Below are 16,780 nucleotides of genomic sequence, written 5' to 3'. Positions count from 1 at the left end.
TAAAAAAGACTTCTTCGGAGGTCTTTTTTTAGTGATGTTTTGGAAGGAGGTGAGAGCAATGGCACAGAGAGGAAGAAAACCTAAGCCTACGGCAGTAAAAGTATTGGAAGGCAATCCGGGGAAAAGAAGTCTGAATACAAACGAGCCGAAGCCTGTGAAGAAAGCACCGAGATGTCCTGCGTGGCTGGAAGATGAGGCAAAGAAGGAATGGAAGCGGATGGCAAAACAGATGGAGCAGTTGGGTATTCTGACAGAAATTGATATGGCTGCTTTTGCAGGTTACTGTCAGGCGTATGCGCGATGGAAAGAAGCGGAGGAATTTATTACTCAGCATGGAACAATCGTAAAGACACCATCCGGTTATTGGCAGCAGGTTCCACAGGTGTCCATTGCTCAGACCTATCTGAAAATCATGAATAAATTCTGTGAGCAGTTTGGACTGACACCTTCTGCAAGAAGCAGGATTGTTACGGACAATGGTGATGATAAAGAAAGCGATGCAATGGAACTTCTGCTGATAAAGGGAGGTGGTGGATAGTGTATGATCAAACAAAAGCGGATCATGCCGTAAATTTTATTAATTGTTTGAAACACACGAAAGGGCAATGGAGAGGTGTCCCGTTTGAGCTGCTTCCGTGGCAGGATAAAATCATCCGTGATATTTTTGGAACGGTAAAAGAAAATGGCTATCGTCAATATAATACTGCATATGTGGAGATTCCAAAGAAAAATGGAAAATCAGAACTGGCTGCTGCGGTGGCTCTGCTGATGACCTGTGGTGACGGAGAATGGGGTGCGGAAGTCTACGGATGTGCTTCTGACCGTCAGCAGGCTTCGATCGTATTTGATGTGGCAGTTGATATGGTGGATCAATGTCCGGCTCTGAAGAAAAGAATTAAGCCAATCATGTCTGTAAAGCGGTTAGTATATCAGCCGACAAACAGTTTCTATCAGGTACTTTCTGCTGAAGCATATACCAAGCACGGCTTGAATGTACACGCAGTAATTTTTGATGAACTTCATGCGCAGCCGAATCGGGAGTTATTCGATGTCATGACAAAAGGTTCAGGTGATGCAAGAACACAGCCATTGTATTTTTTGATTACGACCGCCGGAACGGATCGCAATTCCATTTGTTTTGAACAGCACCAAAAAGCAGAAGACATTCTTATGGGAAGAAAGATTGATCCGACTTTTTATCCCGTGATTTATGGTATTGCGGACGATGATGACTGGGGAAGTGAAGAAAGCTGGTATAAGGCAAATCCGTCTTTGGGGCATACGATAGCATTGGAAAAAGTGCAGAATGCTTATCAGAGTGCGAAAGAAAATCCGGCAGAAGAAAATATTTTCCGGCAGCTCCGATTGAATCAATGGGTAAAACAATCTACCAGATGGATGCCTATGGATCGATGGGATGAATGTGACTTTGAAGTAGATCAAGATAGTCTGCTTGGAAGAGAATGTTATGCTGGACTTGACCTTTCCAGTACTTCGGACATTACAGCGTTTGTTTTAGTGTTTCCGCCGAGAACGGAGGAAGAAAAATATAGCATACTGCCATTTTTTTGGATACCGGAAGAAAATTTACAACTTCGTGTGAGGAGAGATCACGTTCCTTATGACGTGTGGGAAAAGCAGGGACATCTTCAGATGACGGAAGGAAATGTGATTCATTATGGTTTCATTGAAAAATTCATCGAGGATTTGGGAATGAAATATCATATTTTGGAAATCGCATTTGACCGTTGGGGAGCAGTTCAGATGGTACAAAATCTTGAGGGTATGGGGCTTACTGTCGTACCTTTCGGGCAGGGATATAAAGATATGAGTCCGCCAACGAAAGAATTAATGAAGCTGACATTGGAGAAAAAACTAGCACATGGCGGTCATCCAGTTCTCAGATGGATGATGGATAATGTTTTTGTCCGTCAAGATCCGGCAGGAAATATTAAGATGGATAAGGAAAAATCTACAGAAAAAATAGATGGGGCAGTCGCAACAGTTATGGCACTTGATCGTGCAATCCGTAATGAAGGCACAACAGGAAGTGTATATGATGAGCGTGGCATTATTTCATTTTGATAAAACAGGAGGCAGAGTATGGGATTACGGGAATTATTTGGTTTAAGGGGAGCAAGGGACAAACCGACAAATAGTTATAATTCAGGAGTATCTTTTTTATTTGGAAGAAGCACAAGCGGTATTTCCGTAAATGAAAGAACCGCCATGCAGACAACAGCAGTATATTCCTGTGTCAGAATTCTTGCAGAAGCAATAGCTTCTCTTCCCCTTCACTTGTATCGTTATACGGATAAAGGAAAAGAAAGAGTATTTGACCATCCGCTTTATCATATTCTTCACGATGAACCAAATGAAGAAATGACGTCTTTCGTATTCCGAGAAGTCTTGATGAGCCATTTACTGATATGGGGAAATGCCTATGCGCAGATCATCCGAGATGGAAGAGGGCAGATATTAGGATTGTATCCGCTTCTGCCAGATAAAATGGAAGTTGACCGTGCGGAAAATGGAGAACTTTATTATATTTACACACGGAACACAGAAGAAAATCCCAATTTTAAGGACTATGGACGGATCTATCTCCGAAGAGAAGATGTGCTGCATATACCGGGATTAGGATTTGATGGTTTAGTGGGATATTCTCCGATTGCTATGGCTAAAAATGCAGTAGGGATGACACTTGCCTGTGAAGAATATGGTGCATCATTTTTTGCAAATGGAGCGACACCGGGTGGTGTTTTGGAACATCCGGGCGTTTTAAAAGATCCCGCAAAGGTAAGGGATAGCTGGCACAAGGTGTATGGGGGTTCAAGAAATGCAGGAAAAGTGGCGGTTCTGGAAGAAGGGATGAAATATCAGCAGATAGGGATTCCACCGGAAGAAGCACAGTTCTTGGAAACAAGGAAATTTCAAATCAATGAGATTGCAAGGATGTATCGTATTCCGCCACATATGGTAGGAGACTTGGAGAAATCTAGTTTTTCTAACATAGAGCAGCAGTCTTTGGAGTTTGTGAAATACACATTAGACCCGTGGGTAGTCAGGTGGGAACAGGCTTTGCAGAAAGCATTGTTATTGCCACAGGAAAAGAATGAGTATTTTATAAAACTAAATGTGGATGGATTATTACGAGGGGATTATGCCAGCCGAATGAATGGGTATGCTGTAGGCCGGCAGAATGGATGGCTGTCAGCAAATGATATCCGGGAAATGGAAGATCAGAATCCGATTCCAGAGGAAGATGGAGGAAATTTATATCTTGTGAATGGAAGCATGACAAAGCTGGCGGATGCAGGAGCCTTTGCGGGAAAGGCAGGAGGTAATATGCCACAGGTTTAAAAGATTTATGCTCAACTGGACTTGAGCAACATTATGTTGCGTAGCGGAACAATATGCTACTGTTTGGTGACAGGAGTAAAAAGCAGAAGATCCCATGAAAGTGGAGAATTGAAGCAGAACAAGCGGAATATAACAAAAAATAGAAGGCTTTTTCTTTTGAAAGTGGAGGATAAATCCAAAATTAGATGAAAATATCAAAAATAATAAAGTGTGTTTTAAGGACGATAACCAGAAACAGAGTATCTGGTTGTGGTCCTTTTTGTGTGCTTAAAACACAGTCGTAAAAGGAGGGACAGGATGAAACGGAAGTTTTGGAACTGGGTAAGGAATGAAAATGATGAGAGCAGAACCCTGTTTCTAAACGGAGAGATTTCCGATGAAACATGGTATGGAGATGAAGTGACTCCCAAAATGTTCAAAGAAGAATTACAAGATGGAGAAGGAGATATCACGGTATGGATCAATAGTCCGGGTGGAGATGTATTCGCAGCAGCACAGATTTATAACATGTTGATGGACTACAAAGGGAATGTGACTGTGAAAATTGATGGGCTGGCTGCTTCAGCAGCATCCGTGATTGCAATGGCGGGAACGGAAGTACAGATGTCTCCTGTGGCGATGATGATGATTCATAATCCTGCGACTATTGCTATCGGTGATTCTTCAGAAATGAAAAAGGCAATCGACATGTTGGATGAAGTAAAGGAATCCATTATGAATGCTTATGAAATTAAAACGGGACTATCAAGATCGAGGATTTCACATTTGATGGATGCGGAAAGCTGGTTCAATGCAAAGAAAGCTGTAGAACTTGGCTTTGCAGATAAGCTCCTTTTTTCTAAAGAGGAACCAGAAGGGGAAGAAGAAAAAGAGTTGGAAATGGAAGCAGTGATGTTTTCACGAAAAGCGGTGACGAATTCGCTGATGTCAAAACTGATTCCCAAACCAGAAAAAAAGACACCCATTGAACAGTTAGAAAAGAGACTTAGTCTCTTGGCACATTAAAAGAGGAGGATTTTTAATATGAATCAGATTTTAGCATTAAGAGAGAAAAGAGCAAAAGCGTGGGAGGCAGCAAAGGCATTTTTAGAATCTAAACGAGGAACGGACGGGTTGCTTTCAGCAGAAGATACGGCCACTTATGACCGTATGGAAGCGGATGTGGTTAATCTTGGAAAAGAGATCGAGCGTTTAGAAAGACAGGCAGCTATTGATGCAGAACTGAATAAGCCTACTAGTCATCCGATTACAAATCAGCCGGGGAAAGGTAATGGTGGAGAAGAAAAAACAGGAAGAGCCTCAGCGGCTTATAAAACTGCATTTTGGAATGCGATGAGAAAGAAAAATTATCTTGATATTCAGAACGCTCTTCAGGTTGGAACAGATTCAGAAGGAGGTTATTTGGTTCCCGATGAATATGAAAGAACTCTGGTGGAAGCGTTGGAAGAAGAAAACTTTTTCCGCAGTCTGGCAACCGTGATTCAGACCTCCAGCGGAGATCGTAAAATTCCTATCGTGGCATCCAAAGGAGAAGCAAAGTGGATTGATGAAGAAGCGGCATATCCAGAATCTGATGACAGCTTTGGACAGATTTCCATTAGTGCATATAAGGTTGCGACCATGATTAAAGTTTCGGATGAGTTGTTAAACGATAACGTGTTTAATTTGGAAGCCTATATTTCTAAAGAATTTGGACGAAGAATCGGAACGAAGGAAGAAGAAGCATTTTTTACCGGAGATGGCAAGGGAAAACCGACAGGAATCTTTAATGCTACAGGCGGAGCTTCTGATGGAGTCACGACCGCAGGCGCAAGCATTACGTTTGACGATGTTATGGATTTATTTTACTCTCTGCGTTCCCCATATCGTAAAAAAGCGGTATGGATGCTCAATGACAGCACCGTAAAAGCGTTGCGTAAATTAAAAGATGGGAACGGGAATTATATTTGGCAGCCGTCCGTGCAGGCGGGAGTGCCGGACATGATTTTGAACCGACCATATTTTACGTCTTCATTTGTACCGGAAATTGCAGCCGGACAGAAGATCATGGCATTTGGAGATTTTTCCTATTACTGGATTGCGGACAGGCAGGGACGATCCTTTAAACGCCTGAATGAGTTATTTGCGGCAACCGGGCAGGTTGGTTTTCTTGCAAGCCAGAGGGTAGACGGAAAATTAATTCTTCCTGAAGCAGTAAAAACGATGAAACTGAAAGAAACGAGATAAGAAGGAGGGGTGTCTGCATGCTGATTACACTAGAAGAAGCGAAAGAATATTTGAAGGTGGAATATGAGGATGAAGACACCCTGATTCAAACGCTGATCGATTCTTCCGAAATACTGTGTAGAGATATTATACGGCGTGATATTCTGCCGGAGGATGCCGCCGTAAAAACTGCTGTATTATATGCGGTGGGTGTGATGTTTGAAAACCGTGGCACGAATGAAGAAACGGAAAAAATGATTCCTACATTGAAAAATATTCTTTCTTCCAATCGTGAGGAGGTGTTCTGATGGATATTGGTTCAATGCGACAACGGATTATTCTTCAAAAGCATATATTACACACAGACGAAATCGGAAACCATCAGTCCCAGTGGGAGAAATTTTATTCATGTTTTGCTTATGTAAATCTTGCGTCTGGAAAAGAAAATGTTACGAATATAGAAACGCTATCGGAAGATACATTGGTGTTTATATTACGCTGGTGTGAAAAATTGAGAGAAATCAATAAAAAACAATATCGGATTTTGTTTGGAAATGAGGTTTATAACATCATTTGTGTGGATGATGTGCAGTTTACGCATAAAAAATTAAAACTGACAGCAGTTCGGGAGATACGAGGTGGAAAGAATGAGCAGACGGGTGACATCTAATCAATTAGCATCAGAGATCATGAATGCTTTGAAAGAGTACAAAGAAGTGACAGATGATGTTGTAAAGCAGGCGGTCAATACAGTTTCTGAAGAAACAAAGAAAATGGTACAATCTGCTTCCCCCACAGATAGTGGTGGGTACAAGAAAGGGTGGACTGCGAAAAAGATGAAAGATTCTGCAAGTAAAACAGAGGTTGTCGTTTATAATCGCAGCAAACCCGGACTAACTCATTTATTGGAGAAAGGCCATGCAAAGCGAGGAGGGGGCAGGGTAGAAGCAAAAGTGCATATTGCACCAGCGGAATCCTATGCCATATCACAGCTTGAAGATAAGATCGTGAAAGGATTGAAATGATGGAATTAAAAAATATTATGAAGCTATTAGGTGGTCTCGGAATTCCTATCGCATATCATCACTTTGCAGAAGGAGAATCTCCAGAACCGCCATTTTTAATTTATTTGACTCCAGGAAGCCATAATTTCTCCGCAGATGGAATGGTGTATTTTAAAGTAAAGCAATTAGATGTGGAACTATACACAGATAAAAAAGATCTTGCACTTGAAGAAAAATTGGAGAAGATTTTGGATGCACAGGGGATTTTCTATAACAAAACAGAAACATATATCAAATCAGAAAAATTGTATGAAGTGTTGTACGAATTGGAGGTATAGCAATGGGAAATAAAGTAAAGTTTAATTTGAAAAATGTTCATGCGGCAAAGCTGACAGAAAAAGAAGAAGGGGGAAGTACAAAATTTGAATATGGTGTACCAAAGGCTATTCCGGGAGCTGTCAGTATCAGTCTGGACGCAGAAGGAGAATCCAGTCCGTTTTATGCAGATGGAATCGTATATTTCCGTTCTGTGACAAACAATGGTTATAGCGGAGATTTAGAAATGGCGCTGATTCCAGAATGGTTTAGAACAGAAATTTTACAAGAAAAGCTGGATGCAAAGGGAGTGTTGGTAGAGAATAGTTCCGTTGCAGAAAGTGTAAAATTTGCCCTGTTATTTGAATTTGATGGGGATATTAATGCAATCAGGCACGTCCTTTATAATTGCAGTGCTTCACGACCGTCTATTGAATCTGAAACAAAAGAAGATACAATTGAACCGGGAACGGAAACCTTGTCTATTACGGCAGATCCACGGTCTGACGGTTTGGTGAAAGCACGAACAGGAGATACTACGGATGAGACAACCTATAAAGAATGGTATAAAACGGTGTACACACCAACGGAAGAAGGAGGCGGAATGGCATGATTAAAAGAGAAATAGAAATCTGTGGAAAAAAGATTCCTTTTCGTTCTTCTGCGACGATTCCACGATTATACAGGGCAAAATTCAAAAGAGATATCTTTAAAGATTTGAGCAAACTGGAAAAATCGTATGTTGGAACACAGAAAGATGGCGCAGAATTTCAGATTGATGATCTGGAAATTTTTGAAAATGTGGCGTATATCATGGCATACCATGCGGATAACAGTATACCTTCTACAATAGAAGAATGGCTCGATCAGTTTGATATGTTTTCTATTTATGAAGTACTGCCACAAATTTTGGAATTATGGGGAGATAATGTGGCTACGGATATTAAAGCAAAAAAAGGCTTGGCAGAAGTGAGCGGGAGATGACAACGCCCCTGTTCCTTCTGCGATGTACGGAAATCGGAGTTTCAATTGTAGATTTGGATTTTTTGACGATTGGTCTTGTGATTGATATGTGGACAGAAAGAGCTAATGATAGTGTGAAATATAAGCGATTAGCCAGTCAGGAAGACTTTGATAAATTCTAATTATAGATTGAAGGAACAGCCTTTTCTTGATATAATTTGCTCAATAAAGAAAAGGCTGTTTTTAAACAATTAGAATTTGGAGGATAATAAGATGTTAGAATTTAAATATGATACTCAACTTTTAATAGAAGGCGAAAATCTTGACGAAGATAAAATTAGCGAATATTTCACAAACAATTTTAACGGAGATTGTTTGTTAGCAGTTGGAGATGAAGAACTTATAAAAATTCATTTTCATACAAACGAACCATGGAAAGTATTAGAATACTGTTCACAGCTTGGAGAAATTTACGACATTGTTATTGAGGATATGGACAGGCAAGCGAAAGGTTTAAAAGGCTAAATCCCAGTTTGTTGAACTTAGAGAATTAAAGATTGGAGGAGAAAATTATGTTAAGACCAAAAGAAGTAGTATGTAAATGGGTAGATGCCTTTAATAATCATGATGTAGAAGAAATTACAAGTCTATATTACGAAAATGCAACAAATCATCAAGTGACTAATGAACCGGTTATTGGAATTGAAGCAATTCGTGCAATGTTCACAGAAGAATTTGCAACAGCAGATATGACCGCTATTGTAGAAAATATATTTGAAGATGGTCAGTGGGCAATTTTGGAATGGAAAGACCCATTAGGGTTGAGAGGTTGTGGTTTCTTCCATGTTGTTAATGGAAAAATTTTGTTTCAAAGAGGTTATTGGGATAAACTTTCATTCTTGAAACAACACAATTTGCCTATTGAGTAGATGTGTTAAAATTTCAGCTTGTGTAAGCCAAATCATACATAAGAAGAAGGCGAAGAATATGTTATCAAGAGAAGATGTTTTAGAGTATGGTTTGACATTTTCAAATGTATATGTGGATACCCCATTTCATGATCCAAACTGGGTATTGCTAAGATATGGGAAAAATAAAAGAGCTTTTGCATGGACTTATGAAAGGGAAGGACATATATGGGTAAATGTAAAGGTAGATCCAGAATGGAGAGATTTTTGGAGAAATACATATTCCTCAGTAATTCCAGCGTATCATCAAAATAAAGAGCATTGGAATTCTATTATATTAGATGGGACAATACCGGATACTGATATTAAACGCATGATTACGGAAAGTTATGATTTGATATGTAAAAAGAAATAAATAAAATAGTAAGATAGCATCGGTTCAGAAAAAGAATCGGTGCTTTTTTCATGCTCGGAGAAATCCGGGCTTTCTTTATGTCTTTTTGGGAGGAGGTGCAGACATGGGAAACAGGATTAAGGGAATCACAGTTGAAATCGGAGGAGATACAACAGGTCTTGATAAAGCATTACGTGGCGTGAATTCTTCAATTACTAAGACACAGTCTGCTCTCAATGACGTAAATAAATTGTTGAAACTCGATCCATCAAATACCGTATTAGTGGCACAGAAGCAGCAGTTACTTTCGCAAGCGGTTAGTCAGACAAGTGACAAATTGGAAGCATTGGAATCTGCACAGGAGCAGGTTACGGCAGCTTTTCAAAGGGGGGATATAGGTCAGGACAAATATCAGGCATTTCAAAGAGAGATAGAGGAAACACGAGGAAAGCTGAATCAGTATAAAAATGATTTATCCTCTCTCCAAACGGAACAAGACCGTCTATCTTCTAATACAGCGAGATTGGAAAAATTATTTTCTTCGACAGGAACACAAGTGGATGATTATGCAGATGTTCTTGGAAGTAAATTAGTATCTGCGATTAAAAATGGAACTGCCAATTCAGATCAAATGAAGACAGCCATCGAGAAAATTGGAAAGTCTGCAACAGGTGGGAAAGCAGATATCCGTCAACTGACCGATGCGCTGGATACGGTTGATGATGGAGAAGCTATCCGTAATCTGATTGAAGAATTAAAGCAGGCAGGGGATGCGGCTCAGGATACTGCCGAAGATGTGGGGAAGATTGCAGAAAATACAAAAGGTGCTGCCTTGATGCAGACTGCAGATCAGCTTTCTGCTGTAGGAGATAAAATTCAGGACATCGGAACAAAAGCAATAGATGCTTATTCGGAAACAGAGAATGCGGTCACAAAAGTAAATGCGTATTTTGGAGAAACCGGACAGGCAGCAGAAGAATCGGCAAATGTTATTAAATCTGTGTATTCGGATGGCGTTGGAGAAAGCATGGACAGCGTGGCAGATGCCGTCCTTATGGTAAAAAAGAACTTGGGCGATCTGAGTGAAACAGACCTTACTAATTTGACACAGCAGGCTATTACGTTGGACGAATTGTATGGAATTGATATGAATGAAACGCTTCGTGGCGTGAATTCTTTAATGCAGCAGTATGGTTTGACTGCACAGGAAGCGATGGATTACATCGTAGTTGGTACACAGAATGGCTTGGATAAAACAAGTGAGTTAGGAGATAACCTGAGTGAATATGCAGGAAAGTTTTCTCAGGCAGGATATTCGGCATCGGAGTATTTCCAATTGCTGGACAATGGCTTGAAGAATGGTGCGTATAATCTTGACAAGGTAAATGATGCCATCAATGAAGTGACTACCCGTCTTGTGGATGGAACAATTGGAGAGTCCATAGGTTCTTTTTCTACAAAAACACAGGAATTATTTACTTCATGGCAGAATGGAGGAGCAACACAGAAGCAGGTCATTGATTCTATCGTGGCAGATATCGGAAACTGTACGAATCAACAGGAAGCGTTAAACCTTGCTGCTTTAGCATTTGGAACAATGGCGGAAGATGGAAACTTAAAATTCATTACTTCCCTGACTTCTGTCGGAAGTACCTATGACAGCGTAAAAGGATCTGCACAGGGGATGTTCGATGCAACAACAACACCGATGCAGCAGATGGAATCCAATACAAGAAAATTACAGCAGGCATTAGTACCTTTAGGAGAAAAACTGGCGGAATTGGCAAATGCAATCCTTCCACCATTGGTATCCGTGATTACCACGATTGGAGGATGGTTTGAGAGATTACCGGGACCAGTTCAAAATTTCGTCATTATTTTAGGGGCATTGCTGGCAGCGTTCACAGCCCTTACTCCGGTCATTGCAGCGATTTCCGTGGCGATGGGTGCTTTGAATGTTTCAATGCTTCCTATTATTGCTGTCATTGCAGCGGTGGCAGCGGCGATTGCCGGAATTATTGCGATTATACAAAATTGGGGTGCGATTACACAATGGTTCGGAGAGCTGTGGAATACCATCTGTACCGGAATTGGTGCAATGGTGGATTCTCTAAAAGCATGGTTTTCAAATTTGTGGACGCACTTACAGTCTGTATGGGAAGGAATATGTAATGTGGTACAGACGGCGGTCATGCTGCTCGGCTCTATTATTCAGGGTGCGATTGATATTATAACATTACCGTTCCAGATGATTTGGGAGAACTGCAAAGGAATTGTTTCTTCCGTATGGGAGGGCATTAAATCTGTAGTGTCATCTGCAATCCATGCAGTTTCCAGTACAATCTCATCTGTGATGGGTGCGATAAAAAACGTGATTTCTACAGTATGGAATGCGATAAGCAGTAAGGTCTCATCTGTTTTAAATGCCATCAAAACTACGGTGTCGACAATATTTAATGCTGTGAAATCCGTAGCGTCATCCGTATGGAATGGGATTAAATCCGTAATTTCTTCTGTGGTGGATGGCATAAAAAGTAAGGTCAGTTCCGTATTCAATGGCGTGAAAAGCACGGTTACTTCTATTTTCAACGGGATTAAAAGTACAGCAACTTCCGTATGGAATGGAATCAAAGATGCGATTATAAAACCAGTGGAAGCAGCAAAAAATGCGGTGAAGGGAATCATAGATAAAATTACAGGATTCTTTTCCGGTATGAAACTGGAACTTCCTAAAATCAAGCTGCCACATTTTAAGATTTCAGGAAAGTTGTCACTTTCGCCTCCGAGTGTACCGCATCTTTCCATTGATTGGTATAAGGAAGGTGGTATTTTAACCAAGCCTACTGTTTTTGGGATGAATGGAAGCAGCTTAATGGCAGGAGGAGAAGCAGGTAAGGAAGCGGTTCTTCCATTGAAAGGGTTTTATGATCAGTTAGAGCATATTTTATCAAGCCGGATGAATACGGGAAAAATGGAGCAGTATCTTGCCGTAATCGCCAATAACAGCAGTAAGGGCATTTATTTGGAAGATGGAACATTGGTGGGACATCTGCTTCCGGCTATTGACAGTCGTTTGGGACAGGCACAGAAGTTGAACAGGAGGTTGAGTTTATGATCCCTGATGTGAAATTAAATGGAAAATCTGTTCGTGAGATGGGATGGATTCGGGAAAATATTGATTTTCCGACACCACAGTCCCAAACGAATACAATCGTTGTTCCGGGAAGAAATTCTCCAATCCGATATACAGAAGCGTTAGGAAGGGTATCGTATCAGCCACGAAGTTTTACCATTGTTCTGTCAATGTTAGGTACCAGAAAGCAATATGATCAGAAGGTTTCCGAACTTGTGAATCAATATGCTGGAAAGCTGATTAAGGTAATCCGTTCTGAAGAACCCGATGTATATGCACTTGGGACTGTAGAGTTTGCCCCTGTATATGATCCGCTGCTTAGAAAAGGCACAATCACGTTGGAGTGTACGGATGGAGATTCCTATTTTTACCATGTGAAGGAAAGTGAAGTCGTGATTTCTGGAAGTGGCACGGTTACACTTCAAAACGATTTTATGCCTGTGGTTCCGGTAGTGATCACCACAGGGGAGACCGCATTTTCTTGGAGAATAGGAGAAGATACCTATGAAAAATCCGTAAGTGCCGGAACATGGGAGTTCCCGGAAATGGAACTTGGAGCAGGGGAAAACCGCCTGAGTGTTAAGGGAGAGGGTGTCACAACATTCCGCTATCGGGAGGGGAGATTATGAAATTATTTCGTGTTTATGTGGATGGAAAGTTGTTCTACCATCCACATTTTTCTCGTCTTGCCATCACTCAGGCACAGGTAAAAGAAGATGCAGAAAACATTGACAGTTTGATATTGTCTGCACCTTATAACCATCCGTATCTGAAGGATATGAAACCGATGTCTTCTGAAATCGTGTGTAAAAAAGGAGAGAATACTGTATTTGAAGGCAGGGCGTTGGATGATGGGATTGATTTTTATAATACTCATACATGGACTTGTGAATCAGCACTTGCATATTTGAAAGATTCCATGCAGCCGCCGTATTCATATAAAGGAAATTTAAAGGGGCTTTTGGAACTGTTTCTGACAGAGCATAACAAGCGGGTAGAAAAAAAGAAACAGTTTCATATAGGAAATGTGACTGTGAAGGATAACAATGATTATATTTCTTATAGCAGCTCTGAATATTCCGTAACATTGGACGCAATACAGGAGAAACTGATGAAAACGCATGGCGGTTACTTACAGGTACGATATACACGAGAAGGGAAAATGTTGGATTATCTAGAAGATTTCACAGCCTTTTCTTTACAAAAAGTGGAGTATGGGAAAAATCTTTTGGATGTAAAAATTACTCAGGACCATACGGAGAGAATCACGGTTTTGATTCCACTTGGAGCAAAAATTAAAGAAACTGATGAAGACGGGAATGAAGTGGAAACTGGAAAAAGAGTGACCATTACAGGCGTAAATGAAGGAGTAGAGTATGTTTATGATGAAAAAGCCTTAAAAGAGATAGGGTGGATTTGGACAGTAGAAGTTTGGGATGATGTAACCGAGCCGGGGAATCTTCTCAGAAAAGCGAAAAGCCGGGTGGCAGAATTGGCAAAAGGTATCACAAGTATGGAACTTTCCATTGTGGATGAATCGGATGCAGGTGTTGATATTATGGATATTCATGCCAGACAATACGTGGACTGCTTGTCTCCACCGCATGGAATTGATGGAAGATACCTTTGCGTGAGTAAAACAAGGGATTATCTGAATCCATCGGGAAATACCATCACAATCGGTGCGTCCAGCATAACGCTGACTTCCTTATCAGCGAAACAACATGGGAATCTGAATACATTGGAAAAAGATATCATGGATCAAGATTCCAAATTGGAAGATATGTCAGGGAAAGTAGAAGAAATACAATCTTCAAAGATGTATCGGACGGAACTATTGGTGGAGGGAGTAAATATTTTCAAAGACCGGGGACAGAAAAGCACCATAAGGTGCCGGGTATATTCTTGGGATAAAGAGATAACGGATACATTGGATGCGTCTGCATTCTGTTGGCATCGTAACTCTGGAAATGAGGAAACAGATGCGGATTGGGATCGGCTTCATGCAGGAAGGAAATCGATTGTAATCACGACAGAAGATGTGCAGGATAATGCATCCTTTTATTGTGAGATTAAGATTTAGGAGGAATTTTATATGGCTACAATTTTAACTTCCAGTCAGCAGACATTCGTTGACATTACAGATCAAAGAAAACTATCAGCGTATATCACGTCCAATCTGCCGAAGACGCAGAGTGAAAATCCAAACGTGCTGCCACATACCTATGCTCCAAGCTGGGCGGTCACGAATCTGAAGTTAACCCCTGTTATTTTTCTGGATCAGACGAATCTTTCATTAGGTGCGTCAGGATTATCTATCAATTGGAAACGAAAAGATGGGACAGGAGCGGAAAGCGCATTGATCGCAGGAGAGACCGTGGCGGGAGGAATCCTTACCGTAAATAAGGATAATCTTGCTACGTCATCTTCGGGGATGATCACTTACATTTGTTATATCAGTTACTACGATTCAGAAACAAAAAACACCGTTAATATTTCTTCAGATATTACCTATACGCTGGTTAAGAATGCACAAAATGCTAAGTTGGCATCCGTGACGGCAGATACCCATGTATTTAAATACGATGCGGGTTCTTCTTTGGTAGGGGCGGCACAGGCTACGCTTACCGCACAGGTACAGGGAGTGTCTATCAGCAAATGGCAGTATAAAAATAGTTCTGGAAACTGGGTGGATTATCCAACTACTTCTGATAATGGCAGCATTACTGGTGGAACGTTGGTGGTTAAACCGACACATTCCGTTTTCTTTAATAATGTAGCTCAGATTAAATTATTGACAGATGATGTGGATGTTTATGATACGGTAACCATTACAAAAATTTATGATGGAGAAAAAGGTGATCCGGGTGCTGCTGGTGGTGATGGAAAAGGTGGTCTTTCGGTTATTTTAGGAAATGAAACACAGTCCATTGCTTGTACAGCAAATGGAGCTGTAGCGGCAGAAGTTCTTGTAAACATTCCTTTTACTGGGTATGTCGGAATTGAACAGACTCCCTGTACATGTACGGTAGGAACATTGCCGGATGGTGTTACGGTAAAAACGAACACAGCAGCCACGGCAACGATAGCTGGTAAGCTGTCCCTTTTATTCGCGGCAAATGCAACATTAGGTGGAGCGTCTGTATTAAATGGAACGATAGAATTAACTTTTACAATTTCAGGGAAAAAGGTAATAAAACAGTTTTCATGGTCAAAATCCAATAAAGGAAATGCAGGAGCGAGTGCAGTCGTGTTTTCTGTATACGCACCAAATGGAACTGTGGTGCTAAATCAGTCGGGGACATTACTTCTTTCAACATCTGCCTATAGCGGTTCAACAGCAATTACAAGTGCTACCTATCAGTGGGCAAAATATGTAGGAGGAACATGGAATAATATCAGCGGTGCGACATCTTCGTCCCTTACCGTATCGGGAGCGGATATTGTCAACATTCAATCCTACCGTTGTACGATGACGTATGGCGGAAAAAGCTATGCGGATGTGATAACCGTGGAAGATAAGTCAGATCCCTATGTGTCAGAAATGCTGTCCATCGGAGGATTTACGGTAAAGAATAATTTAGGCGGAGTTGTTCCATATGTGATTGTGCGGACGAATCAGAAAGAAGTGGATGCCCTGCTTGGAAACATTGGGGAAACTGCTCCGTCAAGTCCAAAATCAGGAGATTTCTGGTACAAGGTGGATCATACTGCCCAAAGTGTTGTTTTAATGAAGTATGATGGCGCAGAGTGGAAAAATGCTACGGAAAAGCAGACTCTGACCTATACATGGTATATGCAGGATAAAGATGGAAAAGCGATTACTTTTGAAAAGAGTGGAAAAGTGATCTATTTATCCGCAAAGGATATTGACAGTCTTGTAACCCTGCAATGTGACGTGTCCAAAGGATAGGAGGTGGCCTAATGGCATTATTGACAACGTGCCAAGCCAGTTTCCAGAGCATGAAAGACTATGAGGATGTCAAGGATGATGTGGAGTCGTTAAAAGAGAATATCCATGAGTGCTATTCTGAAATCAGTAAAACTTCAGAACAGATTCAGCATACCGTCAGGGAAACGTATCTTACGAAATCAGAATTGGAAACAATCCAAAAAGACTTTCAGGCAAGCATTACACAGAACAGTTCAGAAATCCGAATGGACTTCACAAAGATAACAAATGAAATCATTAATAATGTCTCTGCCAATCAAACACTTTTGGAAGAATACATTCGTTTCAAGGGAGCGTTGATTGAATTGGGAAAAGTCGGGAATGCATTTACAGCGGAACTGTCCAATGAAGAACTCTCATTTAAGGAGAATGGGCAGAAAATTGCTTATATTTCCAATCAGATTCTCGTCATAACCAATGCAGAAATTCGAAATAAGTTGTCCCTGGGCAATGAAATCCGGGGATGGTTTGATTTTATACCAAGAAGCACAGGGAATTTGTCAATCAAATGGCGTGATCCGTCTTAGAAAGAAGGTGAGAAAG

20 protein-coding genes are annotated in these 16,780 nt (G+C 40.9%); all 20 read left to right on the top strand.

Translation table 11 applies throughout. The features are described 5' to 3' along the window. Positions 1-58 precede the first annotated feature (58 nt). Positions 59-538, top strand: coding sequence for a phage terminase small subunit P27 family (locus G593_RS0102850; protein ID WP_009266521.1), 480 nt, complete (start codon positions 59-61; stop codon positions 536-538). After that, a complete protein-coding gene (locus tag G593_RS0102845) occupies positions 538-2,085 on the top strand; it encodes a terminase large subunit (RefSeq protein WP_029730676.1) in 1,548 nt (515 codons plus the stop codon). Before G593_RS0102850 ends, G593_RS0102845 begins: the two co-directional genes overlap by 1 nt. 18 nt (positions 2,086-2,103) lie before the next feature. Then, positions 2,104-3,363, top strand: a complete 1,260-nt coding sequence (locus tag G593_RS0102840; protein WP_029730675.1) for a phage portal protein — start codon at positions 2,104-2,106, stop codon at positions 3,361-3,363. 297 nt (positions 3,364-3,660) lie between these two features. After that, on the top strand, positions 3,661-4,368 hold the full coding sequence (locus G593_RS0102835; RefSeq protein ID WP_009262598.1) for a head maturation protease, ClpP-related: 708 nt from the start codon (positions 3,661-3,663) through the stop codon (positions 4,366-4,368). Between the two features lie 18 nt (positions 4,369-4,386). Continuing rightward, positions 4,387-5,589: a phage major capsid protein gene (locus G593_RS0102830; protein ID WP_029730674.1), complete on the top strand. Its 1,203-nt coding sequence runs from the start codon at positions 4,387-4,389 to the stop codon at positions 5,587-5,589. A gap of 17 nt (positions 5,590-5,606) precedes the next feature. Further along, entirely contained in the window at positions 5,607-5,876 is a 270-nt protein-coding gene (locus G593_RS0102825; RefSeq protein ID WP_029730673.1) for a head-tail connector protein, read from the top strand. After that, positions 5,876-6,238, top strand: a complete 363-nt coding sequence (locus G593_RS0102820) for a phage head closure protein (RefSeq protein WP_029730672.1) — start codon at positions 5,876-5,878, stop codon at positions 6,236-6,238. Before G593_RS0102825 ends, G593_RS0102820 begins: the two co-directional genes overlap by 1 nt. Then, on the top strand, positions 6,216-6,593 hold the full coding sequence (locus G593_RS0102815; RefSeq protein ID WP_009266514.1) for an HK97 gp10 family phage protein: 378 nt from the start codon (positions 6,216-6,218) through the stop codon (positions 6,591-6,593). Before G593_RS0102820 ends, G593_RS0102815 begins: the two co-directional genes overlap by 23 nt. Continuing rightward, positions 6,593-6,910: a hypothetical protein gene (locus tag G593_RS0102810; protein WP_044993980.1), complete on the top strand. Its 318-nt coding sequence runs from the start codon at positions 6,593-6,595 to the stop codon at positions 6,908-6,910. Before G593_RS0102815 ends, G593_RS0102810 begins: the two co-directional genes overlap by 1 nt. 2 nt (positions 6,911-6,912) lie before the next feature. Beyond that, a complete protein-coding gene (locus G593_RS0102805) occupies positions 6,913-7,500 on the top strand; it encodes a major tail protein (RefSeq protein ID WP_029730668.1) in 588 nt (195 codons plus the stop codon). Beyond that, positions 7,497-7,871 carry a hypothetical protein gene (locus tag G593_RS0102800; RefSeq protein ID WP_029730667.1) on the top strand — a complete coding sequence of 125 codons (375 nt, stop codon included), beginning with the start codon at positions 7,497-7,499 and terminating at the stop codon, positions 7,869-7,871. The genes G593_RS0102805 and G593_RS0102800 overlap by 4 nt, the downstream gene beginning before the upstream one ends. Then, positions 7,868-8,032 carry a hypothetical protein gene (locus G593_RS20455; RefSeq protein ID WP_196801955.1) on the top strand — a complete coding sequence of 55 codons (165 nt, stop codon included), beginning with the start codon at positions 7,868-7,870 and terminating at the stop codon, positions 8,030-8,032. Before G593_RS0102800 ends, G593_RS20455 begins: the two co-directional genes overlap by 4 nt. A gap of 91 nt (positions 8,033-8,123) precedes the next feature. Then, the gene (locus tag G593_RS0102790) at positions 8,124-8,375 is read left to right on the top strand and encodes a hypothetical protein (RefSeq protein ID WP_005330582.1); all 252 of its coding nucleotides are present in this window, start codon (positions 8,124-8,126) and stop codon (positions 8,373-8,375) included. A gap of 47 nt (positions 8,376-8,422) precedes the next feature. After that, positions 8,423-8,779: a nuclear transport factor 2 family protein gene (locus tag G593_RS0102785; protein WP_029730666.1), complete on the top strand. Its 357-nt coding sequence runs from the start codon at positions 8,423-8,425 to the stop codon at positions 8,777-8,779. Positions 8,780-8,837: 58 nt separating this feature from the next. Beyond that, positions 8,838-9,173, top strand: coding sequence for an MmcQ/YjbR family DNA-binding protein (locus tag G593_RS0102780; protein WP_029730665.1), 336 nt, complete (start codon positions 8,838-8,840; stop codon positions 9,171-9,173). A gap of 103 nt (positions 9,174-9,276) precedes the next feature. Beyond that, positions 9,277-12,267 carry a phage tail tape measure protein gene (locus G593_RS0102775; RefSeq protein ID WP_029730663.1) on the top strand — a complete coding sequence of 997 codons (2,991 nt, stop codon included), beginning with the start codon at positions 9,277-9,279 and terminating at the stop codon, positions 12,265-12,267. After that, the gene (locus tag G593_RS0102770) at positions 12,264-12,914 is read left to right on the top strand and encodes a hypothetical protein (protein ID WP_009262586.1); all 651 of its coding nucleotides are present in this window, start codon (positions 12,264-12,266) and stop codon (positions 12,912-12,914) included. The genes G593_RS0102775 and G593_RS0102770 overlap by 4 nt, the downstream gene beginning before the upstream one ends. After that, entirely contained in the window at positions 12,911-14,368 is a 1,458-nt protein-coding gene (locus G593_RS0102765) for a phage tail spike protein (RefSeq protein WP_029730662.1), read from the top strand. The genes G593_RS0102770 and G593_RS0102765 overlap by 4 nt, the downstream gene beginning before the upstream one ends. Before the next feature lie 12 nt (positions 14,369-14,380). Further along, positions 14,381-16,198: a hypothetical protein gene (locus G593_RS0102760; RefSeq protein WP_029730661.1), complete on the top strand. Its 1,818-nt coding sequence runs from the start codon at positions 14,381-14,383 to the stop codon at positions 16,196-16,198. Between the two features lie 11 nt (positions 16,199-16,209). Further along, entirely contained in the window at positions 16,210-16,764 is a 555-nt protein-coding gene (locus G593_RS0102755; protein ID WP_029730660.1) for a hypothetical protein, read from the top strand. The last annotated feature ends 16 nt before the right edge of the window (positions 16,765-16,780 follow it).

The organism is Dorea sp. AGR2135 (assembly GCF_000420885.1).
Classification (GTDB): Bacteria; Bacillota; Clostridia; order Lachnospirales; family Lachnospiraceae; genus Dorea; species Dorea formicigenerans.
This window is presented reverse-complemented; position numbering and strand designations above follow the sequence as displayed.